This is a genomic window from Stenotrophomonas sp. 116085_Sma (assembly GCF_056479585.1).
This window is the reverse complement of the sequence record NZ_CM151057.1, coordinates 4,648,454-4,673,172: the sequence shown is the minus strand read 5'-3', so window position 1 is coordinate 4,673,172 and position 24,719 is coordinate 4,648,454. Positions and strand designations below refer to the sequence as shown.

The window sequence follows — 24,719 nt, the reverse complement described above, 5'->3', positions numbered from 1 at the left end:
TGGCTCTTCCCGGGTTATCGTCCCGCGGACATGCACGCCTACGTCTATAAAAGCCAACTCAAGCCTGACACCTACGTCTACGTTCCCCGACGCGATGATTTCAGCGCGCTGCCTGCGCCGCTGCTCACCTCGCTGGGTGCGCTCACTTTCGTCCTGGACGTGGCTCTGGATGCCCAGCGCCGCCTGGCCCAGGCCGACCCGGACAAGGTTCGCAGTGAAATGAGCGAGCGCGGGTTCTACCTGCAGGTGCCGCCGTCGGTGGCCAGCCTGATGCCGCGCCACTATGACTGACGCCTCCCGTCCGCGCGCCCTGTCGATCGCCTTCGCTGCCGGCGCCCTGCTGGCGCTGGGCGCTGCCGTGGGCGGCGTTGCCGGTGCCGTCCTTGCCGCATTGGCACAACCGGTGTTCGCGCTGGGCGTGTCGTGGTGGCGGCGCAGCCGCGCGCTGCTGCCGTTGAAGGTGGTTGCACGCCAGGACCTGCCGGCGCTGCTGGCGTTGTGGTCGGCGGCGCCGGTGTTGCTGGCGCTGCTGCTGGCCTGGCCGCTGGCCGCACTGCGTGACAGCGGCAGCCTTGCGGCGGTGCTGGGCCTGAGCGTGCTGGTCAGTGCCGGCCTGCTCGCGGCCTGGCGCACCTGGCCGTTGTGGAACGATGTCGAACGGCTTGATGGCAGCCTGGCCCACCATTGGCAGGCGCTGGCCGGTCGCGACCTGACCGCCTGGCGCGGTCTTGGCGTGGCCGCGCTGGTGATCGCGCTTGCCGCGCTGGTGGTGCTGCCCGCCTGGCCGGGCCTGCTGCCGGAAAGCGCACGCTGGCCCACCGCGCTGGCGGTGGTGCTGCTGTCACCGCTGCTGCATCTGCTGCTGCAGCGGGTCAAGCCGGCACCGCTGGTGGCGTTGCGCTCCAGCCCATTGGCGACGTCCAGCCACGAACACGAACCGATGTTCGCCGCCGCGGCCGAGACCGCGCCGCTGGAGGCGATGGCACCGCAGGAGCTGACCCCGGCACTGTATGAAGCCGCCCGCCATGGCCGCATCGACCGTGGCCTGCAGCTGCTGCAGGCCGGCGCCGATCCGTATGCGCTGCCCGACCCGAACTGGCGCGACCAGCGCAGCCTGGCAGTGCTGGCCGCGGTGTTGCCGGACCTGCGCCTGCTGCGCGAACTGATCGCCCGCGGCGTTGACGTGAACGCGCCGCACCGCGGCATGACGCCGTTGCTGGCCGCCACGCGTGACAGCTGGCATGGCCGCCCCGAAGCGGTGATGACCCTGCTCGCCAACGGTGCCGACTCGCGTGCTACCGACAGCGATGGCAATACGCCGCTGCACCATGCCGCGCGCAGTTCCGACCCGGGTGTGGCCGCGCTGCTGCGCGATGCCGCCGCCGAAGTCGACGCGCTGAACCGCGATGGCTGGTCGCCGCTGGCGGTGGCCTGCCAGGTTGGCAACTGGCGCCTGGCCCGCTTCCTGCTCGAACGCGGTGCACGCAGCGAACCGGCAGAGGGCACCCCGGTGCTGCTGGCCGCCGCTGCCACCGAAGACGACGATCCGGCTGGCGTGCAGCTGCTGCTCAAGCACAAGGCACGTGCCGACGCCCGCGACCGCCAGCGCCGCAGCGCGCTGCACGAGGCGGCGCTGGCCGGGCATGTGGAGATCATCGGCGTGCTGTTGGCCGCCGGTGCCAACCTGGAAGCGCGCGATGCACTGGGGCGCACGCCCTGGCTGGAAGCCGCCCGTGCCGGGCGTGCCGCGGTGGTCGAACACCTGCTGCCGCACAAGCCGGACCTGGTTGCCGTTGACGGCGAAGGCCGCAACGCGGTGCAGCTGGCGGTGATGGCCGAGGATGTCTCGCCGTTGCTGATCAAGCGCCTGGTGGAGCTGGGCATCGCCGCCGACGCGACCGATCCGGTCGGTCGCCGCGCGGTGGACTACGCTGCCGAAGCCGGCCGCTGGGCGATCGTCGCGCTGCTGGATCCCTCCTATCCGTTGCCGGCCGCGGTCAGTGACGGCCTGGCCGAGCGTGGCGAAGCCGCCGGTGCCAGTGGCCTGCTGCCGGACCGCCCGCCGCTGACCCTGCTGCGCGAAGCGCTGGGCTTCGGCAACACCGAAGGCATGGCCGCGCTGGCCAAGCTGTGCCAGCCGGAAGAACTGGGTGGCCTGCTGCTCGATCCGGAACTGGCGCTGGAGCCGCGCGCGGTTGATTGGCTGCTGGGCCACGGCGCCGATCCCTACGTGCGCGACGCCTGTTCCGATACGCCGATGTTCGCCCTGCTGTCGCGCGGCATCGATGCGGTGCCGGCGCTGCAGGTGATGTTGCAGCGTGGCCTGTCGCCGGCCGGCCGTGGCGGCCTGGCGCGCTTCCTTGCCGCCTGCGCCCAGCACGACCAGGCGGCGCGCGGCCTGGAACAGCTGGCGCTGGAACTGCTGGAGCGTGGCGCCGATCCGTTCGCAGCTTCGCCGGCCGGTGATCCGCCGCTTTCGCTGGCGGTGCGCCTGGGCTGGCTGCGCCTGCAGCAGGCCCTGCTGAAGGCGGGCGTGGATCGCGAAGCGCGCGACAGCCACGGCATGACCGCATTGCATCTGGCCACTGCGCTGGCCCGCGAAGGTGCGCTGAAGCTGCTGGTGCAGCACGGCGCCTCGCCGGAAGCCCGCGCCGCCGATGGCCAGACGCCGCTGGGCGTGGCGCTGTCGATTGGCCGCCGCGATCTGGCCGACTGGCTGGACTGGCGGGTGTGGCCGTTGCCGCGCCGCACCCTGCGCGAGGCCGATCTGCCGGCCGCCGCAATGGCCGGTGACGTCGATGCGGTGCGCCGCCTGATCGATCTGGGCTTTGCCGTTGATGCGGTCGATGCACAGGGCTGCACCGCGCTGCTGCGCGCCGCCGGTGGCGGCCATCTGGCGGTGACCGACCTGCTGCTGGCGCGTGGCGCTGATCCGCAGCACGCGGCGGCCAGCGGTGCCACGCCGCTGTCGGCGGCGGTCAGCATGCGCCAGGTGGATATCGTCTCGGCCCTGCTCGACGCCGGCGCCAAGCTGGAACACCGCCTGCCGGGCGGAGTGACCGTGTTGATGCTGGCCTCTGCGCTGGGCCTGCCGGACATCGTCGCGCGCCTGCTCACTGCCGGTGCCGACGTGCACGCAGGTGACGCGCAGCAGCTGGGCCCGCTGCACTGTGCCGCGCTGTACGGCTTCAGTGCCCGCGACCGTTCGCGCCTGCTCGCGCTGCTCGACACCCTGCTGCTGGCCGGTGCAGAACCGGACCAGGCCGCGGCCGGTTCGGTCACGCCGCTGCTGCTGCTGCTGGGCGCCCGCGCCGAGCCCGGGACCGCCTGCGACGAGCAGGTGGTGATGGCCGCGGCGGAACGCCTGCTGGACGAAGACGTGAGCCTGGACGTGCGCGACCCGCGCGGCTTCGGTCCACTGCACCTGGCGGCGCTGCATGGCCTGCCGCTGCTGGTGCAGCGCCTGCTGCGCGCTGGCGCCGATCCGGAAGTGCGCGACAGCCTCAACCGCAGCCCGCGCGAGATCGCGGTGATGCGGGGCTTCATCGATGTGGCCGGCGAGTTCGAACCGCGCGTGCCGGGTGTCTCGTCGATGGCGCGGTTCCTGCGCGACAACGGCTGATCGGGACCCGGTAGACCCACGCCATGCGTGGATGATCGTGCCCGGAAGCCAAAGCATCCACGCATGGCGTGGATCTACTGCCGGAATCCGCAACCTCAATCTGTGGTGGGTGCCGGCCGCTGGCCGGCACGCCTACTTGTCGTCGCTTTCCGCGTCGGCCTCGAACAGGTGCATCAGGTCGTTGCGCGCATCGCGCGAGGTCTGGATCACCGCCGCCTCGTCGTCGTAGACCAGGTACTGGTCGCGCAGCAGCTGTTCGTCGTGCTCGCGGAAACGCTGCACGTGGCGCTCGGCCACGTTCGGCGCAATGCCCAGCGCGGTCAGCACGCGGCCGCTCATCTCCAGGCTGGTGCCGAACACCTCGCGGAACGGCTCGGCCGACATGTCCATCAACCGCCACGCATGCTGGCGGTTGCGCGCACGCGCCAGCACCGTCGCGTCCGGATACAGCCGGCGCACCATGCGCACCGCACGCAGGTTGGTTTCCGGGTCGTCCACGGTGATCACGAACACATCGATGTGCTCGCCGCCGGCCGCGCGCAGCATCTCCGGCCGGGTCGGGTCGCCGTAATACAGCTGGTTGCCGAAGCGGCGCAGGTCGGCCACGGTATCCGGGTTCGCCTCCAGCGCCACGAACGGTACCTTCTGCGCGGTCAGCAGGCGCGCGATCACCTGGCCGAAGCGGCCCATGCCTGCGATCAGTACCTTCGGCCGGTTGTCCGGTGCCACCTTGTCGGCGTCGGCCGGCTCGCGCGGCGCGGCTTTCTCCTGGCCGAGCAGTTTCAACAGCGCAATCATCAACAGCGGCGTGATCGCCATCGACAGGCCGACGATCGCCACCAGCCGGTCGTGGTTGGCGTTGCCCAGCAGGTGCGCGCGCTGCGCCTCGTTGAACACCACGAAGGCGAACTCGCCGCCCAGCCACAGCACGCTGCCCAGCAGCAGCGATTGCCGCGGGCTGAGCCGGGCGACGCGGCCAACCGCGTAGAGCAGGCTGAACTTGACCACCAGCAGGATGCCGACACCCGCGGCAATCAGCCAGGGCTCGGCGGCAATGCGGTCCAGGTCGATGCCCATGCCCACCGCGATGAAGAACAGGCCGAGCAGCAGGCCCTTGAATGGTTCGATCTGCGATTCCAGTTCGTGCCGGAACTCCGAGTCGGACAGCAGCACGCCGGCCAGGAAGGCACCGAGGCTGGGGCTGAGGCCGGCTTCCTGCATGAACCAGGCGGTGCCCAGCACCACCAGCAACGCGGTGGCGGTGAACACTTCCGGGCTGCGGGTGCGGGCAATGGTGCTGAACACCCGGCGCAGCACCGGCCGCCCGCACAGGATCACCACCGCCAGCGCACCCAGCGCGACGGCCGCATCTTCCCAGCGCAGGGTTTCATTCTTGACCCCGCCCAGCAGCGGAATGGCCGCCAGCAGCGGGATCGCGATCAGGTCCTGGAACAGCAGGATGGCAAAGCCCAAACGGCCGTGGTCGCTGTTGATCGCCTTGTGCTCGGACAGCAGCTGCAGGCCCACCGCCGTGGATGACAGCGCCAGCGCCACACCCACCACCAGTGCGCTCTTCCACTGGAAGTGGTCGAGCAGCAGCAGGCCGCCCAGCAACAGCCCTGACAGCGCCACCTGCGCCGCACCGGCACCGAACACCGAGCGCCGCATCACCTTCAGGCGTGCCGGCGACAGCTCCAGTCCGATCACGAACAGCAGCATCACCACGCCGATCTCGGCGGCGCCAAGGATGCGGTCGGCGTCCTGCACGAAGCCCAGCCCGTCCGGGCCCAGCACCACGCCGGCCGCCAGATAGCCCAGCACCGCGCCGAAGCCGAATTTCTTGAACACCGGCACGGCGATGACCGCCGCCAGCAGCAGCACCAGGGCCAGTTCCAGACCACCGCTATGCATGGGAATACCTGGTCATCGGGGGAGCCCGCTGTGCGTCCGTTCGGGTGGAGAAAGCGTGGCGAACACCACCGCGCCATTATGCGCGCCGGTCTGTGTACGCACGAGAACAACCTGCGGGGCAGGGTGCTGCCGTTGCGGGACCGGGTTGACCTGCATGGCCCACGGGTCCAGACTGCCCGCCGCTGGCGGCGCGTCCGCCAGTACACGCATCCCGGAGTCCCCAACCCATGTCCAGCGACAGTAGAAGTCGACCTCGTTCGACGCCAGCGATGGCCACCGCCTGACATCGGGACGGTTTGCCTGCGTTGGCGTTGCGCGAGGTCGCACCCCACAAGGCAAACCCGATGAACCAGAAGCAATTGCTGCGCCCGGTGGCCGATGCCGCCGCCCTGGCCGCGCCGCTGGCGAACTACAACACCGCCGACGCGGTGGAATTCCTCAACACGCTGGAACTGGTGCGCGCCGCGGAAACGCTGGCTGCGCTGCCGTTGCCGCGTGCGGTCAAGATGCTGGAAGCGCCGGAGCTGCACCGCAGCGGCGAGCTGGTGGCCGCATTGCCGCCGGCCCGCGCCGCCGCACTGCTCGGGCTGATGGCTGATGACCGGGCCACCGACATCGTCCACGAGCTGGACGAAGAAGAACGCGCACGGCTGATCCCGCTGCTCGGTACCGATGCCCGCCAGACCATCCAGAAGCTGCTCAGCTATCCGCCGAACACCGCCGGTGCGCTGATGACCACCGAGTACGTGGCCGTGCCCGCCAGCTGGACCGTTGCGCAGACCCTGCAGCACATCCGCCAGGTCGAGCGCACCCGCGAGACGGTGTACGCGATCTACGTGCTGGACCCGGCCACCCAGCAGCTGCAGCAGGTGGTGACCATGCGCCGGTTGATCACCGGCCTGCCGGAGGAGTCGATCCTGGACGTGGCCCAGGTCAATCCGCCGGTCACGGTGGACGCGCTGTTGGACCAGGAAGAAGTGGCACGGCTGATCCGTCGCCACGACCTGCTGGCGATCCCGGTGGTCGATGCGCAGCAGCAGATGCTTGGCATCGTCACCGTCGATGACGTACTGGATGCGCTGATCGAGGAATCCACCGAGGACGCGCACAAGTTCGGCGGCATGGAAGCGCTGGACAAGCCGTACATGCAGATCGGCTTCTTCGAGATGCTGCGCAAGCGCGCCGGCTGGTTGAGCGTGCTGTTCCTGGGCGAGATGCTGACCGCCAGCGCGATGCAGCACTACGAGGACGAACTGGCGCGCGCGGTGGTGCTGACCCTGTTCATTCCGCTGATCATGAGTTCCGGCGGCAACTCCGGCTCGCAGGCCACCTCGCTGCTGATCCGCAGCCTGGCGCTGCGCGAACTGCGCCTGCGCGACTGGTGGAAGGTGGCCATCCGCGAGATCCCCACCGGCATGGTGCTGGGCGCCATCCTCGGCTGCTTGGCGATCGTGCGCATCGTGATCTGGCAGCTCGGCGGCCTGCATGATTATGGCGAGCACTGGATCCTGCTGGCGATCACCATCGGCGCGGCGCTGGTCGGCATCGTCACCTTCGGCTCGCTGTCCGGTTCGATGCTGCCGTTCATCCTCAAGCGCCTCGGCTTCGACCCGGCCAGTGCCTCGGCCCCGTTCGTGGCTACCCTGGTGGACGTGACCGGCCTGGTGATCTATTTCAGTATCGCCGCGATGATCCTGCACGGCACCCTGCTGTAACTGCTCTGGTAGGTGCCCACCTTGGTGGGCACGCGCCACGGTCACGCGGGGGTCAGATCCCTTTCCTGAGGAAAGGGATCTGACCCCATCGCCCTGGAATTTGGTTACCGTAGGCGCATGAGTACCTACCACCTGCAGTCCGTGTTCCGTCCGCAGTCGGTCGCGGTGATCGGCGGCAGCCCGCGCGAGCGCTCGGCTGGCCGCGCGGTGATGCGCAACCTGCGCGGCACCGGCTTCCCCGGCAAGGTGGCGTGGATCAACCCGCGGCATGCCGAGATCGATGGCATCCGCACGGTCAAGCGGCTGAAGGACGTGGACTGGGTGCCGGACCTGGTGGTGATCACCGCACCGGCGGCGATCGTGCCGCAGGTGGTGCGCACCGCCGCCGAACGCGGCGTGCAGGCGGCGATCATCCTCACCGCGCATCTGGGTGAAGGCCCGGGCTCGCTGTCGGCGCAGGTGGAAGCGGTGGCACGCAAGCATGGCCTGCGCATCCTCGGCCCGCATTGCCTGGGCGTGATCGCGCCGCACGCGCGGCTCAATGCCAGCATCGCCGCGCATTTCCCGCAGGCCGGCGATCTCGCATTGATCTCCGAATCTTCCGCCATTGCCGCGGCGCTGGTGGAGTGGGGCGTGGCCCGTTCGGTGGGTTTCTCCGCCGTGGTGTCGCTGGGCGACACGATGGACGTCGACTTCGGCGACCTGCTCGACTACTTCGCCACCGACTACCGCACCCGCGCCATCCTGCTCTATGTCGAGCAGATCAAGGATGCGCGCAAGTTCATGTCGGCCGCACGTGCCGCCGCGCGTGCCAAGCCGGTGGTGGTGGTGAAATCCGGTCGCGCCGAACGCGTGCAGCCGGGCAGTCGTGATACCCATGTACAGGCACTGGCCCGCGCCGACGACGTGTACGGCGCCGCGTTCAACCGTGCCGGCCTGCTGCGCGTGGGCGCGCTGGACGAACTGTTCACCGCCGCCGAATCGCTGGGGCGGTTGGGGACGTTCCCCGGTCGTCGCCTGGCGATTCTCAGCAATGGTGGCGGTGTCGGCCGCCTTGCCGTGGACCAGCTGGTCGCATTGCGTGGGACGCTGGCCAACCTGTCCGACAGCACGGTCGAAAAGCTCGACGCCGTGCTGCCGCAGGGCTGGTCGCGCAGCAATCCGGTCGACATCGTGGTCGACGCCGATGGTGAGCGCTATGCCGCCGCCATCGATGCGCTGCTGGCCGACAACGAGAATGATGCGGTGATGGTGGTCAACGTGCCGACCGCATTCACTTCATCCGCAGACGCCGCACAGGCACTTACCCGCACGCTCGGCCTGCGCCCACGCCATCACCGCGACAAGCCGGTATTCGCGGTGTGGCTGGGCAACGACGACCAGGCCACCGCCACGCTCAACGCGGCACGGGTGCCGACCTATCCGACCGAGGCCGAAGCCGTGCGTGGCTTCCAGCATCTGGTGCGCTACCGCGAGGCGCAGAACGCGCTGATGGAAACACCTCCCAGCCTGCCGCAGGACTTCAGTGTCGACGCGGTGGCCGCACGCGCGCTGGTCGATGCGGCATTGGCCAACGGCCAGCAGTGGCTGGATCCGTTGGCTACCCACGAATTGCTCAAGGCCTACGGCATTCCCTCCGCGCCGGTGATGCACGCGCGCGATGCGCACGAGGCGATGGACCTGGCACAGCCGCTGCTGGAGCGTGGTGCCAGCGTGGCGCTGAAGATTCTGTCGCCGGACATTCCGCACAAGTCGGAAGTCGATGGCGTGCGCCTGAACCTTGCGACGCTTCCGGCAGTGCAGAGCGCGGCCAACGCGATCCTCTCGCGTGCGCGGCAGCTGCGACCAGACGCGCGCATCGATGGCCTGCTGGTGCAGCCGACCATTGTTCGCCCGAAGGCGCGTGAACTGATTGTCGGCATTGCCGATGACGCAACGTTCGGCCCGGTGATCGTGGTCGGTCGTGGCGGTACTGCAGTAGAAGTAATCAACGACAAGGCGCTGGCGTTGCCGCCACTCGATCTGCGCCTGGCCCATGAACTGATCGGACAGACCCGGGCCTCGCGCATCCTCAAGGCCTACGGCGATGTACCGGCTGCCGACGAGCGCGCGCTGGCCCTTGCACTGGTTAAGCTGGCACAGCTGGCCGCCGACATTCCCGAAGTGCGCACGCTGGACATCAATCCGCTGCTGGTCGACAGCAAGGGCATTCTTGCCCTCGACGCACGCGTGGCGGTGGCACCGTCGCGCATCCTGCACAAGGGACGTGGCCATCCGCGCTTCTCGGTATTCCCGTATCCGAAGGAGTGGGAGCGCACCATCGAACTGTCCGATGGCGGCCGTGCGTTCGTGCGGCCGGTGCGGCCGGAAGACGATGCACTGTTCCGTGCGTTCTTCGCCCGGGTCAGCGACGAAGACCTGCGCCTGCGCTTCTTCCAGTCGGTGAAGCACTTCAGCCACGAATTCATCGCGCGCCTGACCCAGCTGGACTATGCGCGCTCGATCGCACTGGTGGCGATCGAACCGCGCAGTGGCGAAATGCTCGGCGCGGTACGCCTGCACGCCGATGCCGATTACCACCGCGGCGAGTACGGCATCCTGATCCGCTCGGACCTGAAGGGCCACGGCATCGGCTGGCGGCTGATGGCGATCATGATCGAGTACGCCAAGTGGCTGGGCCTGGATGTGGTCGAGGGCCAGGTGCTGCGCGAGAACAGCACCATGCTGGCGATGTGCCAGAGCCTGGGCTTCAAGACCAGGCTCGACCCGGACGACCCGACGGTGATGATGGTGACCCTGCCGGTGCAGCAGGTCGAAGTGCCTGAGACCCCTCTGTAGAGCCGAGCCCACGCTCGGCTGTCTTGCGCCTGAGCCGAGCATGGGCTCGGCTCTACAGCATCAACGCACCGGCTCCACCACCACGGCCGTGCCGTAGCACAGCACCTCGGTCAGCCCGGTCATCACATCGGTGGCGTCGTAGCGCATGCCGATGATCGCGTTGGCGCCCAACTGTCGCGCGTGCTTGACCATGTCGCGGTAGGTTTCCTCGCGCGCCTGTTCGCACAGTTCGGTGTAGATGGTGATGTTGCCGCCGAACAGGGTCTGGATGCCACCGAGGAAATTGCCGACGATCGAGCGCGAGCGCACGGTGATGCCGCGTACCACGCCGAGGTTGCGCACGACCCGGTGGCCGGGAAGCTCGAAGGCGGTGGTGACCAGTGAATCGTCGAAACGTGCCAGTGAGGTCGTCGGGTTGCCGCTGTTGTAGGGGTCTGCCATGGTCGCATCCTTGTCGCTGCCTTATGTAGAGTCGAGCCATGCTCGACTGGCCGTGCAGCAGTCGAGCATGGCTCGACTCTACAGCGCAATCGCCCGTTGCGGCATGGTTCTGTCACCGCACCAGCGCGACAATACCCGCATGACCGAACGTATTCCCCTGTTGCTGCTGCCCGGCCTGCTCAACGACGCCGAGCTGTGGCGCGCACAGCTGGCCGACCTGGCCGACATCGCCGATTGCACCGTAGGTGACCAGACCCGTGGCGAGACCCTGCAGGCAGTGGCCGAGGATGTGCTGGCACAGGCACCGGAGCGCTTCGCCCTGGCCGGTTTCTCGCTGGGTGGCTTCGTCGCCCAGCAGATCCTGCGCATCGCCCCGGAGCGCGTACTGCAGCTGGCGCTGGTTGATACCTCGATCCACGCCGACTCACCGGAGCGCGCCGAGCAGCGCCGCAGCCAGCGCGCCAGCGTACGCCTGCCGGGCAGGTTCCATGGCTTCGGCGATACGCTGATGCGCAGCTACATCGATGCCTCGCGGCTGGACGATTACGTGCTGGTGCAGCGCGTGCGCGACATGACCGCCCGCCTGGGTTCGGAGGTGTTCCTGCGCCAGAGCGCACTGGAACGCCGCGACGGCCATGACGTGCTGGCCGGCTACCGTGATCCGCTGTTGATCATCTGTGGTGCCAATGATCGCATCACGCCGCTGGCAGTGAGCGAGGAAATGCATGCGTTGGTGCCGCATTCGCAGCTGGTGGTGGTGCCCGATTGCGGTCACCTGGCCCCGATGGAAAAGCCGGACGAGGTCAGTGCGGCGATGCGTGGGTGGCTGTCTGTGGATTGAAGGGGATCGGTGGCATCGGCGGTTCGTTCCACCCCAGCCTGTTGTAGGCGTGGTAGCGAAGCACGCCGATACGTTCGTGCAACATCACCTCGGCCAGCAGCAGGTTGAAGGTCGAGGGGAGCCAGCCGGGCGTGGCGCGTAGTCGGTCGCTGGGCAGGCCTTCGGCAATCACGCCGAAATGCTGGAAATAAAGCAGGCTTCGCCTGAGGTGAAGACCCGAGGTCACGATCACCACGCGCGATGGATCGTGGCGGAGCATCGCGCTGCTGTTCCGGGCGTTCTCCCAGGTGTTGGCGCTGGCGTCCTCCTGCTCGATGCGATCCCTCGGCACACCCAGACGGGCCAGCTCGCGCGCGTAGACGTAGGCCTCGCTGGTCTTACGGTTTCTTGAGGCACCTCCGCTCACGATCACCCTGCAGATCTCGTACTTCCGCTGGCAGAGCAGATAGCGCTGCGCCGTCACCAGCAATCGGCTGTACCCCGCCAGTCCCGGGCTGGAGCCCTCGGGATGGTGCTCGATGCCACCGCCCAGCAGCACGATCGTTGTCTTCGGCCGATCTGCAGGTGTCGTGAACGCAGGGCTGGCCTGGGCCCGGTCGAGCATCCATTGCGTGATCGGGCCCGTTGCACTGGACAAGGCCATGAAGGGCAGCACCGACAGGAGCGCCGCGGTGCGGAATCGGCGTGAGGCGATCAGTGCAGCACATGCCAGCAGAAGAAGAAGGATGAACACCAGCACAGTGCACCTCAGGAAAGATTGAATGGATTCCGATGGCGCATGGCCGTCGTTGCATGGATGCTGGATGCCATGGATCTGAAACGACTGTCACCCTTCTTGAGAGTGAGCGTCATCCTTGCCGGAATATTGCTTGGAATAGCGCTGGGATACGTGCTTTCCAGGCATTTCCCCGGGTTGGCCGCGCTCATTCACGAGCGGATGCAGTAGTTCTTGCGGAGGATCGGTTGTCGCAAATGGCCTTGCACTAAGTCGTTTCTGGCCGCGAGCGATCGGCGGCAACAGGTCGAATGCGACACGGGGCGGAGGCAGATGCACACAACCGAACGGATGGATGAACCGGAAATACCAACGGCCGGGAGCGATGGCCCAGAGCTTGGACCGCATTCAATGCTGCGGATGATTGCAGCGATGTCGCCACGCGAGCTTCCGCGCTTTGTCTCTGCATTGGACGAAGCGATTTCGCGGTGGACGAGCGAGGCTGTGAGGGTGCCTTGCGGCGATCCGGATGCGGAACTGACGCGCCTGCATGCGCTCAAGAGCATCACCTCGGCGCTGGGCAGCCCGATGATCGCCAAAGCCTGCGATGACCTGGGTGAGTGCGTTCGATCGGGGGCGACGGTGGAGCACATACGTCGGCGCTCCCAAAGGGTGGCGGCCGCCGCGCAGCGTCTTCTGCAACGTTCCATCGTTCCTCACAGCTGAAGGAATCCAGCCATGTCCAATGCCCGCTCTGGCCTGCTCGAGCCTGGCCCCGACGCCCTGCTCCAGGCGGCCCGCTCACTGGAGATGAATCGACTCGCATTGTTGCTGTCCTGCCTGCAGGAGCCGAGGGCCAGTCTGTTCAGGGTGGTATTGCAGGCGCTGACGGTGTTGTGGTGCTGGCTCTGGATGGATGGATGGACCGCAACCCGTGCTGGCCAACGATGCGGCGAGGGTGTTGCCCGCGTCCATTGCGCTGCTTTTCGCTTCCGTGGCATGGGCGGCGTGGGTGAATCTGTACAAGGACCGCGGTGTGGCATGGCGCGACGCGGCGGGCCTGCTTCTGAGCCTGATGATGGTCACCGTGCAGGTCGATGCGGCCTTCATTCTTCTGATGACGCTCAATGCAACCTTGCCTTTCCTCGTGATCGCAGCGACAACGGTCTACGGGCGGAAGGCAATGGCTCCGGCCATCGCTGCGGCGACGCTGGGCCTGCTGTGGGCTGCGCCCGAGGGTTACTGGACCTCGCGGCCGGCGTACCTGGCGTACGCCTTGGCGCTGACTGTCCTGCTGCCTGCCGTCGTCGCCACCATGGTCGCTGCCATGCGCGATATCGCACTGCGTGCCGTCGCCTCGCGTGAGGCCCAGGGGCGGTTCGTGGGAACGATGAGCCACGAACTGAGAACTCCCCTGAACGCCATCATCAACGGCATCCAGTTGCTGGACATGGAGACCGCCACGGCGGCCCGGCGCGGCGCACTTGCGATGGTGGCCCGTCAGGCGAGAGCGCTGCGGCATCGCATTGACGATGTCCTTGATGTGGCGAGTATCGAGGGTGGAAAGCTGCGGCTTCGTCCCCAGCCCTGTTCGTTGGCGGCCACGCTCGATGCAATGCAGGAAAGCTGCGCAGCGGCCGCTGCAGAGAAGGGCGTGTTGCTGACGGTCGATGAGTGCGATCCTGCGGTGTGGATGCTGGCCGATGCGGGCCGCATCGAACAGGTGATCAGCAATCTCGTCTGCAACGGGATCAAGTTCAGCCCGATGGGTGGGGAAACCCGAGTGCGTGTTGATTGCACCCGAATCGATGAGCAATGGCAGGTGCGTGTCATCGTCTCCGATTCCGGCCGCGGCATTGACGAGAGCGATCAGGAATCGATCTTCTCGCCGTTTGTGCAGGTGAGCGAGGGGGATGCACGTTGCGAGCAGGGGGTTGGGCTTGGGCTCTACATCGTGCGGCTGATTTCCGATGCCATGGGCGCGACGATCGAGGTGGGTCGCAGTGCGTGGGGCGGTGCCTCGTTCACGTGGCGCTTCACTGCTCCCGCCATCATCGGCGAGGCATCGTCACCGTCGCTTGAGGAGGTTTTCAAGGCGCATTCGAGATCGGTGCGATCCCTGCATTGCCTGCTGTTCGAAGATGTGGAGACCAACCGGCAGGTGGTCGAGCGGTTGATGGAATGCGCGGGCCATCGGCTGAGTTGCCGGAACGACGGGCGCGATGCGCAGGCTGCGATGGCCTCGCTTGCGCCGGACGTGGTGCTGCTGGACCTTCATATGCCGGGTTGCAGCGGTTGGGACGTACTTGAAGCGATCGGCTCCAGAACGGAAGATCCGCCCATCCTGGTGATGAGTGCGGACACGCGTCTGCAGGTCATCGAGAGGGCGCGTTCAATGGGCGCTGCCGGCTTCCTGTGCAAACCGTTGGACGTGCACGAGGTGCTGCGGATGCTGCATGAGGTGGGGTCCCGGGGATCCATTCAGTAGAGCCGAGCCATGCTCGGCTCCAGGGATACGGCAGCCGAGCGTGGGCTCGGCTCTACAACAACAGGGCCTCAATCCCAGGCCGGCGCAATGCCTTCCGGATTGGCCAGGCGGTGCCCACGATCCAGCTTGGCGATCTGTGCCATGTCTTCGTCGGTCAGGCGGATAGCGGCCGCTTCCAGGTTGCTGGCCAGGTTCTCGCGCTTGGTCGAAGATGGAATGACCGAGTAACCCTGCTGCAGGGCCCAGGCCAGTGCGATCTGCGCGGGCGTCGCCTGGTGCCGGCCGGCAATGGCCTGGATCACCGGGTCCTTGATCACCTCGCCATAGGCCAGGCTCATGTAGGCGGTGATGTGGATGCCGTTGTCCTGCAGGAACTTCACCAGCAGGCGGTTCTGCAGGTACGGATGGATCTCGATCTGGTTGGTGGCGATCGCATCGGCGCCGAGGATCTCGATCGCCTTGCGGGTCTGGGCGATGGTGAAGTTGGAGATACCGATCGCCCTGGTCAGCCCCTGCGCCTTGGCTTCGGCCAGCGCCGGCAGGTACTCCTCCATCGGCACGTCGACCTTGTCGTTCGGCGAGGGCCAATGGATCAGCGCCAGGTCGACGCGGTCGGTGCGCAGCTTTTCGAGGCTGGTACGCAGGCTGGCCAGCAGCGCATCGTGCTTGAACTCGGAGATCCACACCTTGGTGGTGAGGTACAGATCATCACGCGGCACGCCGGACTCGGCGATGGCCTGGCCGACTTCGGCTTCGTTGCCATAGATCTGCGCGGTATCGACGGCGCGGTAGCCGACATCCAGTGCATTGCGCACCGAGTCGATCACGGTCTGGTCCTTCAGGCGGAAGGTACCAAGGCCAAAGGCGGGAACAGTCATTGAAAGCTCCAAGGGGGGAGGGAGTTGCTAGGGAAAGAGGGTAGGACAGGTGCCGTATGCATGCCGGCAACGCTGCATTGCATGGATCAGTGCGCGGCCACGGCGATGCCGTCGGCACGATCATCGATGCCATCACGACGGTCCAGGCGCCCGCTGAGCACGGTCAGCGCATAGGCGGCCAGTACCACCAGCGCGCCGAGCCACGGCGTGTGCATCAGGCCGACGTGCTCCACCACCAGGCCACCCAGCGAGGCACCCAGCGCGATGCCGATGTTGAAGGCGGCAATGTTCAGGCCCGAGGCCACGTCGGTGGCCTGCGGTGCATAGCGCTGCGCCTGCTTGACCACATAGACCTGCAGGCCGGGCACGTTGCCGAATGCCACCGCGCCCAGCGCCAGCACCGTCAGCAGCATCAGCCAGATGTTCCAGGCGGTGAAGGTGAGCACGAACAGTACGACCGCCAGCAGGGCGAAGATGCGCTTCAGCGCGGGCACCGGGCCCATGCGGTCGGCCATGCGGCCGCCCCACAGGTTGCCGATCGCCACCGACACGCCGTACACCAGCAACACCAGGCTGACCGCGTTGGCCGAGAAACCGGTGACGTCCTGCAGGATCGGCGCCAGGTAGGTGAAGGCCAGGAAGGTGCCGCCATAACCCAGCGTGGTCATCGCATAGACCAGCAGCAGGCGTGGCTGGGCCAGCACGGCCATCTGCTGGCGGAAGCTGGACGGCGCGCTCTGCGGCACGCTGCGCGGCACGAACAGCAGCGCGCCCAGCAGTGCGATCACGCCGAGCCCGGCCACGGCCAGGAAGGTGGCGCGCCAGCCCAGGTGCTGGCCGATGAAGGTGCCCAGCGGTACGCCGGTCACCAGTGCCACGGTCAGGCCGGTGAACATGATGGCGATGGCACTGGCCGCCTTCTCCTTCGGTACCACCGCAGTGGCGATGATCGAGCCGATCGAGAAGAACACGCCATGTGCCAGGCCGGTGAGGATGCGCGCGGCGATCAGCGAGGTGTAGCCCGGCGCCAGGAAGGCGATGACGTTGCCGAGCGTGAACAGCACCATCAGCGCCACCAGCAGGGTCTTGCGCGGCACGCGGCCGGTCAGCGCGGTCAGCACCGGCGCACCGATCGCCACGCCCAGCGCGTACAGCGAGACCAGCAGGCCGGCCGAGGGCAGGCTGACCTGCAGGTCGGCGGCGATGGTTGGAATCAGGCCGACGATGACGAACTCGGTGGTGCCGATGGCGAAGGCACCGAGGGTCAGGGCCAGCAGGGCGAGGGGAATGCCACGGATCATGGCAGGCTCCAGAGGGAAGGAAGGCGCGCAGTGTGCGCGTCGAACCTTTGCCTAAACACCCATCTTCACGCCAATCACTCTTGCCGCGTGGTCAATAATGGCGCCATGAAAACCACCCTCGATGAAATGCAGGCGTTCCTGGCGGTGATCGACAGCGGTTCGATCAGTGCCGCGGCCGAGCAGCTGGGGCAGACGCCCTCCGGCGTCAGCCGTGCGCTGGGGCGGCTGGAGGACAAGCTGGGTACCACCCTGCTGACCCGCACCACGCGCCGCCTGCACCTGACTGCCGAAGGCGAGGCCTACCTGCGCCATGCGCGGGCGATCATCGACGCGGTGGAATCAGCCGAGGAGCAGATGGCGGCGCGCCGCGAACGCCCGGCCGGACGCCTGCGCGTGGATGCGGCGATGCCGTTCGTGCTGCATGTGATCGCGCCGCTGGTCGCCGGCTATCGTGCGCGCTATCCGGAAGTACAGCTGGAGCTGAACAGCTCCGAGCGCTACATCGACCTGCTGGAACGGCGCACCGACCTGGCGATCCGGATTGGTCCGCTGGCCGATTCCACCCTGCATGCCCGACCGCTGGGCCGCTGCCAGCTGCGCCTGGTGGCGAGCCCGGCCTACCTGGCCGCACATGGCGAACCGGCCAGCGTGGCGGCGCTGGGCCAGCACACCCTGCTCAGCTTCAACGAGCCGGAATCGCTGAATCACTGGCCGCTGCCGGGCGATGCCGATGGCCTGCTGCGGGTGCGCCCGGACATCGCGGTGTCCAGCGGCGAGACGTTGCGCCGGCTGGCGGTGGAAGGGGTGGGCATCACCTGCCTGTCCGACTTCGTGACCGACCGCGACCGCGCCGCCGGCACCTTGGTGCCGGTGCTGGCGGCACAGACGCTGGACGTGTACCAGCCGATCCATGCGGTGTATTACCGCAACACCGCAGTATCGGCGCGGATCAGCTCGTTCCTGGATTACCTGGGTGAAGCGATGGCGCGGAGCGATTACCTGCGTTGAGGTGCGCCGAGCGCAGGCTCGGCTCTACAGAGCCCGGAACGATTGACGGCCCGGTGTAGAGCCGAGCCCACGCTCGGCTGCCTGCAAAGGATCAGGCTGCGCGCGCCAGCGCATCCTTCGCTGCGGCGGTGGTCGACAGATCAAACACATCCACCGCATCGATCAATCGGTTCGCCTGCTGTTCCAGGCTGCGTGCGGCGGCACTGGCTTCTTCCACCAGCGCCGCATTCTGCTGGGTGGTGCCATCCATCTGGATCACCGTTTGGCTGACCTGTTCGATGCCTGCGCTCTGTTCCTGCGAGGCCGCGGAAATCTCGGCCATGATGTCGGTCACGCGCTGCACCGACGCCACGATCTCGGCCATGGTGTCGCCGGCCTCGCGCACGCGCTGTGCGCCGAGGCCGACCTGTTCCACCGAGGCCTCGATCAGCGCCTTGATCTCCTTGGCGGCACCGGCCGAGCGCTGTGCCAGCGTGCGCACTTCGCTGGCCACCACGGCGAAGCCGCGACCCTGCTCACCGGCGCGTGCCGCTTCAACCGCCGCGTTCAGCGCCAGGATGTTGGTCTGGAACGCGATGCCATCGATCACGCTGATGATCTCGGCGATCCGCCTCGACGAGGTCTCGATCGCGCCCATCGTCGCCACCACCTGGCCGACCACGCTGCCGCCCTGCGAGGCGACCGTGTGCGCGCCGATGGCCAGCTGGTTGGCCTGGCGCGCATGCTCGGCGTTCTGGCGCACGGTGGAGGTCAGTTCCTCCATCGAGGCAGCGGTCTCTTCCAGATTGGCCGCCTGCTGCTCGGTACGGCGCGACAGGTCATTGTTGCCGGCGGCGATCTCTGCGGCGGCGGTGTGGATGTTGCCGGAGGCGTGCTTGATGTCGGTGACGATGGTCGCCAGCTGCGCGGCGGTGGTGTTGGCGTCACCGGCGATGCGCGCGAACACGCCCTGGAAATCACCGTGCATGCGTGCGCCGAGGCGGCCGTCGGCTATCGCGCGCAGCATGCTGGAAACCTCGCCCAGGTTCAGCTCGGTGGTCTGCATCAGACGGTTGAGGCCATCGACCATCGCGCGGAAATCATGCTCGAAGCGTGCGCTGTCGCCGCGCTGGCTGAAGTCACCGGCGGCAGCGGCTTCGGCCAGGCGGCGGATCTCGCCGTTGATCACGCCGAGATTAGCCTTGGCCGTATCCAGTGCGTTGGTGATCACGGCCTTCTCGCCGGGCAGGCGTTCCATGTCCTGGCTGAGGTCGCCGACGGCATAGCGGCCCATGATCGAGATCGCGCGCATCTTCACCTGGATATGTGCGTCGACCAGCGTGTTGCAGTCGGCCACCATGGTGCCGAAGGCGCCGGGGAACGCGCTGGCGTCCATGCGGTGGCTGATGGTGCCGGCCTCGTGTGCCTGTGCCATCGCAGTCTGCGCATCCAGCACGCCGCGCAGCGTGGACTGCACCGCCTGCATGGCTTGCGCGAGGCGTCCAATCTCGTCGCGGCTGCGCACCTGCACCACGTGCTGCAGGTCGCCGGCGGCCACCGCGCGGGCGGCGGCTTCCACCGCCAGCACCGGCTGCACCACCGCGCGTCGCAGCCACCAGGCCAGGCCCATCAGCAGCAGCACGGCGGCCAGCACGGTCAACGAGGCACACAGCAGCAGGGTCTGCCGCGCCTGCTGCGACCGTGCCGCCACGGCCGTCTCCGCCACCTGCGTGGCATGCGTGCTCAGTGCATCCAGTGCCGTAGCCACCGGGCGATCCTTGCCGCGCACGAGGTTGTCGCCGGCGGCGGGATCGTAGCCGGCCTCCGCAAACGCCTGCAGGGCGGCGTGGTAGTCCTTCTGCAGCTGTGTGTGCAGGCCGATGAAGGCCTGTGCCAGTTCACGCGTACGCGCGTCCGGACTGGCTGTGAGGCTCTTGGCCAGCTGCTCGACCAGGCGGCCCTCGCTGTCGAAGGCGTCCAGATGGCGCTGGCGCAGCGCGTCGTCGTGGCCGCGCAGCAGCACGTTCTTCCATTCCTGCACCTGGCCGCGGAACTCGCGCTGCAGGCGTTCGGCGTCGCGGCTGTGCGCGACTTCGGGCGGAACCTCGGTGGAAAGCTTCAACCAGGCGGAGGCCAGGCCCGCCAGAGCGCACAGCAGGACCACGGCAAGACCAACGGAAACCGCGCCGAGCAGCTTGGACTGCAGGCGCGGAGCACGGACAGACGCATTCATGGGGAGGGACTCTCGGGAAGGGGCGATTCGGTATCGACCGGTGCCACTTCTCTCTGAAGTGCGACTTGGATCACATTCCCGTTTCGTTTAGTGATGTGAAGGAGATATTTCATAGGACAAATGTGTCCATATGGAACGAAAGAAGACCCTCGACAGAGGATTTAAATGTAACTATCGTTGTTACATGAAATCCGCGAATCCCCTTTCCGACGCCCTGCACGTGATGGCGCATCTGGTCGGCCATGCCGCCCCGCGCACCTCCGAGCAGCTGGCGTCGTGCCTGCCGACCCATCCTCCGGTGGTGATCCGCCGCCTGCTGGCACAGCTGCACAAGGCCGGCCTGGTGCGCAGCACCCGTGGTCATGGCGGCGGCAGCCAGCTGGCCCGCGATGCCGCAGCGATCACCCTGCACGACATCTATCTGGCGGTGGGAGCGCCGCCGCTGGTGCAGGTCGGTACCCGCGACGCCAGCGGCGGCTGCCCGATCCAGCAGCTGGTCAACAGCGCCCTGCTGGAGGGCGCGCGCGAGGCACAACGGATGCTTGAACAGCGATTGCAAGCGACCACGCTGGACCAGCTCGGCGCCGACTTCGCCCGCCATCTCGCCCATCACCGTTCCCTGGAAGGTCCGCATGAATCCTGATGTGCTCATCGTCGGCGGCAGCTATGCCGGCATTGCCGCCGGCCTGATCCTGGCCCGTGCCCGTCGCCCGGTTACGGTCATCGATGCCGGTTCGCCGCGCAACCGTTTCGCCAGTCATTCGCACGGGGTGCTCGGGCTGGATGGCATCAGTGGCGCCGAGCTGCTGAAGACCGCGCGCCAGCAGCTGCTGGACTACCCCACGGTGCGTTGGGTGCATGCCGAAGCCGTGCAGGCCACCGCCAGCGCTGAAGGCGTGGAACTGCGTACCGCCGATGGCCAGGTCCTGGCCGCACGCAAGCTGCTGCTGGCCAGTGGCATCGCCGACCAGCTGCCGGACCTGCCGGGGCTGGCCGAGCGCTGGGGCAGTACCGTGCTGCATTGTCCCTACTGCCATGGCTACGAAGTGGGTGGTGGCGCCATCGGCCTGCTTGGTGGTCACCCGATGTCCGCCAGCAAGGCGCCGCTGTTCGCCGATTGGGGAAATGTCACCTTCTTCAGCCAAGGCCTGCCGATCACCGATGAGGAGCAGGCCGCCATGCAGCAGCGCGGCGTGCAGATCGAGACCGCGCCGGTGGTGGGCGTGCAGGGTGACCAGCCGACCTGGCTGGAAGTGGAGTTGGCCGATGGCCGCCGCATCGCCCAGCGTGCGCTGTTCGTACCGGCCACCCAGGCGATGGCCACGCCGCTGGTGCAGCAGCTCGGTTGCACCTTGGTCGAGAGCCCGCTGGGGGTGCTGATCGAGGTCGACATGATGAAGCAGACCTCGGTGCCGAACGTGTATGCCGCAGGCGATGCGACGACGGTCGGCAACATCACATTGGCCGCTGCCGAAGGCGTGCGTGCGGGCATTGGTGTGCACCATGCGCTGGTGGGCGAGGACAGCGTGCCGCGTTGATCGCTGCGCCGGTAGCTGCCGACCTTGCCCGGCGCCGTTCGATCCACGCATGGCGTGGATCTACCGCAATCGAGCGCGGTGGGTGCCGGCCCTGGCCGGCACCGTTCCATCATCCCTTCACGCACAGCACCTGCCGCAGCGTGTGCACCACGTCCACCAGGTCCAGCTGGGCGGCCATTACATCATCGATCGACTTGTACGCCGCCGGTGACTCGTCCAGCACGCCGCTGTCCTTGCGGCATTCCACATGCGCGGTGGCCTCGCGGTGCTGGGCCAGCGTGATCTGCTGGCGTGCAGCGCCACGGCTCATCACCCGGCCGGCACCGTGGCTGCAGCTGTGGAAGCTGTCCGCGTTGCCCTTGCCGCGCACGATGTAGCTGCGCGTGCCCATGCTGCCGGGAATGATGCCCAGCTCGCCCTCGCGCGCACTGACCGCGCCCTTGCGCGTCACCAGCAGTTCCTGGCCGTGGTGCGTCTCCTTCTGCACGTAGTTGTGGTGGCAGTTCACCGCCATCGCCGCCAGCTGGAACTTCGGCAAGCGGTGGCGCATCTCGGCCAGCACGCGCGACATCATCGCCTCGCGGTTCTGCCGGGCGTAGTCCTGCGCCCACGACACGGCTTCGACGTAATCATCGAACAGCGGCTCGCCTTCCATGAAGAACGCCAGGTCCTTGTCCGGCAGGTGGAAGCCGAGCACGCGCCGTGCCAGCTCCTCGCGCGCCTTTTCGATGAAGTAGGTGCCGATCAGGTTGCCGGTGCCGCGCGAGCCGCTGTGCAGCATCACCCACACCGTATCCGTCTCGTCCAGGCACAGTTCGATGAAGTGGTTGCCACCGCCCAGCGTTCCCAGCTGACGGTCGAGCTTGTCGGTGCGGATCCTGCGGTGCCTGTCCTTGATCTTCTCCAGCCCGGCGGCCAGCCCGGACTGCACCAACCGGGTGTGGATGCTGTCGGGCATGCGCTGGTGCTCGCCGCCGCGCCCGTTGCCGACCGGGATGCTGCGCTCGATGCTGTTGCGCAGCTGCCGCAGGTCATCGGGCAGGTCGTTGGCGCGCAGTGTGGTGCGCACGGCGGCCATGCCACAGCCGATGTCGACGCCGACCGCGGCCGGAATGATCGCGCCACGGGTCGGGATCACCGAGCCCACGGTCGCGCCCTTGCCCAGGTGCACGTCCGGCATCACTGCCACCCACGGCCCGACGAACGGGATCGCAGCGATGTTGCGCAGCTGCTCATGCGCCTGCGCTTCCAGCGGAACGCCGTTGACCCAGCCCTTGATCGGCGTGGTGCCCTGGGCGTGCAGCCATTGATAGTTGTGTTGAGTGTCCATGTCTTCGTGTATGTCCTTGATGGGCCGGCGGCGCGTCCCTGCGCCGCCGCTACCCCCTACCTGATCGTCACCAGCTGCTTCAGCACGCCATCCAGGCCGCCGAACACGGTGAGCTTGTCGATCTTCTCGGTGACCTTCTCCAGCGCCTCCAGCTCCTTCAAGCGCATCAGCACCGGGTTGTCCTCGATCAGCTTTGCGGTGTTGAGCTGCGAACGCGTGGCATTGGCCTCCTCGCGGCGGCGGATCACGCTGGCCTGGGCCTGCTTCTCGGCTAGCACCACGCCGTTGAGGATCTCCTTCATCTCGCCCGGCAGGATCACGTCCTTGATGCCCACGCCAAGCAGACGTACACCGTGGCCCTCGATCGCGGCCTGCACATGGGCGGCGATCTCACCGTCCAGTGCCGCCTTGTCACCCAGCAGCTCGTCCAGGCTGCGCACGGCAATCGCCTGGCGCAGGCCGAACTGCAGCTGCCGATAGATGAACTCATCAGCATTGCTGAGCGAGCGGTGTGCCCGCACCGGGTCGACCACCTGCACGGTCGCGGCCAGGTTCACCCGCAGGGTCACCTTGTCGCGGCTGAGCAGCTCCTGGCCGGATACGTCCAGCGAACGCGCACGCAGCTCCACACGCTCCACCGACACGTTGCCGTTGAAGTTCCAGAACGCGTGCAGGCCGGCGTCCAGCGTCTGCCGCAGCGTGCCATCGATGAACAGCAGGCCCACCGACTCGCTCGGCACGGTGCTGATCACCGCCACACGCGGCAGCACGCCCAGCTGGCCCAGCCGCTGCTGCACGTCCGCCGGGACGCGCGGCTCGTCACCGAGTGCCATCACGCGCACCTGAGTGTCGACAGAACCGCGCCAGTACAGGCGGCGGCTGCCCGGCGGCAGCACCTCGTCGATGCGGCCGTTGCGCAGCAGCAGGCCGACCTCGCCGGCACCGACGTTGGCCAGCACGAAGTGCGTGTCCAGCGTCGCGCCCAGCGCTTCGATCAGGCTGTCCTGGTCGCTGCCGGAGTAGGCCGCGCCCTTCGATGCGTTGTGGATGTCCACCTGCGGGCGGCCGCCGAACAGCGACAGGCGGTGCACACCCGGCAGCAGGATCTGCTGGAAACGACGGTTGCGATACACCAGGCCGCGCTCGCCGTCGCCGATCACGACCTTGATGGTCCAGAACATGGGAGTCTCTCCTTGTATGGCTCTGGTGGTTCGACCCGTTGCGGATGAATCGCCAGGACCCGGGTCGATCAGGTCGTGGCGAGGCCGCGTGCACACCACGTGCAGGCAGCGGAAGAGGGCGGCCATCGGCGGACGGTCCGCGCGCGGAGCCTTCGGTGCACCGGCAGTGCTGCCGTCGTCGTTCCCGGCAGGCAGCACCGGGGCGGAACGTGGCTGGCATTGACGGCGGGCCGAGGCCCGGCGTGCGGTCCGTTGCCCTTCCTGTAACGCCCGAAGGCGTTCGCAGGACCGGCGACGATGGCCGCTGGGGCGTGCGCCCCGGGTGTTGCTTTACGTCATGACGTGGAAGGTCATGTGGTTGGAGTGGGAGTCGAACCCACGACAGACGGAATCAGGGTCCGTTGCTCTACCCGACTGAGCTATCCAGTGGTGAACCGCGCGGAATCGAACCGCGTGCCGGCGAACCGGCGCCTGCCTCCAGCAGGCGATCCAGGCGATGGCATGTCCGCGACCTCCGGCATACGCCACGGCAATGCCGCGCGCACCAGCCCGTGGTTGAAACGGGACCGTTGGTAGTCGAGGGTGCAGGCCACCGACATTATCGCGAGCGATAATGTTTGGGTGCGATGCAGATAATGTCCAGGCGTTGCCGTGCACGCGGAGAAAATCCTCCGGTGGGGCGGAAAAACCTGGGTCAGTG

At 67.5% G+C, this 24,719-nt stretch carries 19 protein-coding genes and 1 tRNA gene; 11 read left to right on the top strand and 9 right to left on the bottom strand.

The window, feature by feature from the left end:
• Positions 1-30: 30 nt before the first annotated feature.
• Positions 31-291: a YcgL domain-containing protein gene (locus ACZK0Z_RS21595; RefSeq protein ID WP_049431711.1), complete on the top strand. Its 261-nt coding sequence runs from the start codon at positions 31-33 to the stop codon at positions 289-291.
• Complete coding sequence (locus tag ACZK0Z_RS21590; RefSeq protein WP_100443720.1) at positions 284-3,622, top strand: ankyrin repeat domain-containing protein; 3,339 nt, start codon at positions 284-286, stop codon at positions 3,620-3,622. Before ACZK0Z_RS21595 ends, ACZK0Z_RS21590 begins: the two co-directional genes overlap by 8 nt.
• A gap of 132 nt (positions 3,623-3,754) precedes the next feature.
• Here the strand turns inward: ACZK0Z_RS21590 and ACZK0Z_RS21585 are convergent, their stop codons facing one another.
• The gene (locus ACZK0Z_RS21585) at positions 3,755-5,533 is read right to left on the bottom strand and encodes a monovalent cation:proton antiporter-2 (CPA2) family protein (protein ID WP_197632608.1); all 1,779 of its coding nucleotides are present in this window, start codon (positions 5,531-5,533) and stop codon (positions 3,755-3,757) included.
• Between the two features lie 344 nt (positions 5,534-5,877).
• On the opposite strand from ACZK0Z_RS21585, the gene mgtE reads away from it, so the two are divergent.
• Both mgtE and ACZK0Z_RS21575 read left to right on the top strand, forming a co-directional pair.
• Entirely contained in the window at positions 5,878-7,248 is a 1,371-nt protein-coding gene (mgtE, locus tag ACZK0Z_RS21580) for a magnesium transporter (protein ID WP_100443719.1), read from the top strand.
• 117 nt (positions 7,249-7,365) lie between these two features.
• Entirely contained in the window at positions 7,366-10,086 is a 2,721-nt protein-coding gene (locus ACZK0Z_RS21575) for a bifunctional acetate--CoA ligase family protein/GNAT family N-acetyltransferase (protein WP_049426730.1), read from the top strand.
• A 60-nt stretch (positions 10,087-10,146) separates the two neighbouring features.
• On the opposite strand, the gene ACZK0Z_RS21570 is transcribed toward ACZK0Z_RS21575, so the two are convergent.
• Positions 10,147-10,527, bottom strand: coding sequence for a YbjQ family protein (locus ACZK0Z_RS21570; RefSeq protein ID WP_049426729.1), 381 nt, complete (start codon positions 10,525-10,527; stop codon positions 10,147-10,149).
• 139 nt (positions 10,528-10,666) lie between these two features.
• On the opposite strand from ACZK0Z_RS21570, the gene ACZK0Z_RS21565 reads away from it, so the two are divergent.
• On the top strand, positions 10,667-11,368 hold the full coding sequence (locus ACZK0Z_RS21565) for an alpha/beta fold hydrolase (protein ID WP_197632921.1): 702 nt from the start codon (positions 10,667-10,669) through the stop codon (positions 11,366-11,368).
• On the opposite strand, the gene ACZK0Z_RS21560 is transcribed toward ACZK0Z_RS21565, so the two are convergent.
• Positions 11,331-12,107, bottom strand: a complete 777-nt coding sequence (locus ACZK0Z_RS21560; RefSeq protein WP_197632923.1) for an ElyC/SanA/YdcF family protein — start codon at positions 12,105-12,107, stop codon at positions 11,331-11,333. The genes ACZK0Z_RS21565 and ACZK0Z_RS21560 overlap by 38 nt on opposite strands.
• A 39-nt stretch (positions 12,108-12,146) precedes the next feature.
• Between ACZK0Z_RS21560 and ACZK0Z_RS21555 the strand changes: the two genes are divergently transcribed.
• The 3 genes from ACZK0Z_RS21555 (at position 12,147) to ACZK0Z_RS21545 (ending at position 14,571) form a co-directional block, all read left to right on the top strand.
• On the top strand, positions 12,147-12,314 hold the full coding sequence (locus ACZK0Z_RS21555; protein WP_157804702.1) for a hypothetical protein: 168 nt from the start codon (positions 12,147-12,149) through the stop codon (positions 12,312-12,314).
• A gap of 180 nt (positions 12,315-12,494) precedes the next feature.
• Complete coding sequence (locus tag ACZK0Z_RS21550; protein WP_336339723.1) at positions 12,495-12,809, top strand: hypothetical protein; 315 nt, start codon at positions 12,495-12,497, stop codon at positions 12,807-12,809.
• A gap of 208 nt (positions 12,810-13,017) precedes the next feature.
• Entirely contained in the window at positions 13,018-14,571 is a 1,554-nt protein-coding gene (locus tag ACZK0Z_RS21545; RefSeq protein WP_295547574.1) for an ATP-binding response regulator, read from the top strand.
• Positions 14,572-14,639: 68 nt separating this feature from the next.
• Here ACZK0Z_RS21545 and dkgB read toward each other — a convergent pair whose 3' ends face one another.
• Together dkgB and ACZK0Z_RS21535 are read right to left on the bottom strand one after the other, a co-directional pair.
• Entirely contained in the window at positions 14,640-15,449 is an 810-nt protein-coding gene (gene dkgB / locus ACZK0Z_RS21540; protein WP_197632925.1) for a 2,5-didehydrogluconate reductase DkgB, read from the bottom strand.
• An 86-nt stretch (positions 15,450-15,535) separates the two neighbouring features.
• Positions 15,536-16,750, bottom strand: coding sequence for an MFS transporter (locus tag ACZK0Z_RS21535; protein WP_197632927.1), 1,215 nt, complete (start codon positions 16,748-16,750; stop codon positions 15,536-15,538).
• Between the two features lie 105 nt (positions 16,751-16,855).
• Here ACZK0Z_RS21535 and ACZK0Z_RS21530 point away from each other — a divergent pair, with 105 nt between their 5' ends.
• On the top strand, positions 16,856-17,758 hold the full coding sequence (locus ACZK0Z_RS21530) for a LysR family transcriptional regulator (RefSeq protein ID WP_049426727.1): 903 nt from the start codon (positions 16,856-16,858) through the stop codon (positions 17,756-17,758).
• A 91-nt stretch (positions 17,759-17,849) separates the two neighbouring features.
• Here the strand turns inward: ACZK0Z_RS21530 and ACZK0Z_RS21525 are convergent, their stop codons facing one another.
• Positions 17,850-19,970 (bottom strand): methyl-accepting chemotaxis protein, encoded by a 2,121-nt coding sequence (locus tag ACZK0Z_RS21525; protein ID WP_100443717.1) that lies wholly within the window; start codon positions 19,968-19,970, stop codon positions 17,850-17,852.
• A gap of 184 nt (positions 19,971-20,154) precedes the next feature.
• Here ACZK0Z_RS21525 and ACZK0Z_RS21520 point away from each other — a divergent pair, with 184 nt between their 5' ends.
• Together ACZK0Z_RS21520 and ACZK0Z_RS21515 are read left to right on the top strand one after the other, a co-directional pair.
• The gene (locus ACZK0Z_RS21520; RefSeq protein ID WP_459004604.1) at positions 20,155-20,613 is read left to right on the top strand and encodes an Rrf2 family transcriptional regulator; all 459 of its coding nucleotides are present in this window, start codon (positions 20,155-20,157) and stop codon (positions 20,611-20,613) included.
• Positions 20,603-21,508 (top strand): NAD(P)/FAD-dependent oxidoreductase, encoded by a 906-nt coding sequence (locus ACZK0Z_RS21515; RefSeq protein WP_049427223.1) that lies wholly within the window; start codon positions 20,603-20,605, stop codon positions 21,506-21,508. Before ACZK0Z_RS21520 ends, ACZK0Z_RS21515 begins: the two co-directional genes overlap by 11 nt.
• Positions 21,509-21,617: 109 nt before the next feature.
• On the opposite strand, the gene ACZK0Z_RS21510 is transcribed toward ACZK0Z_RS21515, so the two are convergent.
• From ACZK0Z_RS21510 to ACZK0Z_RS21500, 3 genes are all read right to left on the bottom strand, one after another.
• Positions 21,618-22,838 (bottom strand): RtcB family protein, encoded by a 1,221-nt coding sequence (locus ACZK0Z_RS21510; protein WP_049427222.1) that lies wholly within the window; start codon positions 22,836-22,838, stop codon positions 21,618-21,620.
• A gap of 56 nt (positions 22,839-22,894) precedes the next feature.
• Positions 22,895-24,019, bottom strand: coding sequence for a slipin family protein (locus tag ACZK0Z_RS21505; protein ID WP_049427220.1), 1,125 nt, complete (start codon positions 24,017-24,019; stop codon positions 22,895-22,897).
• 355 nt (positions 24,020-24,374) lie between these two features.
• Positions 24,375-24,445: transfer RNA gene (locus ACZK0Z_RS21500), tRNA-Gln, on the bottom strand.
• Between the last annotated feature and the right edge of the window lie 274 nt (positions 24,446-24,719).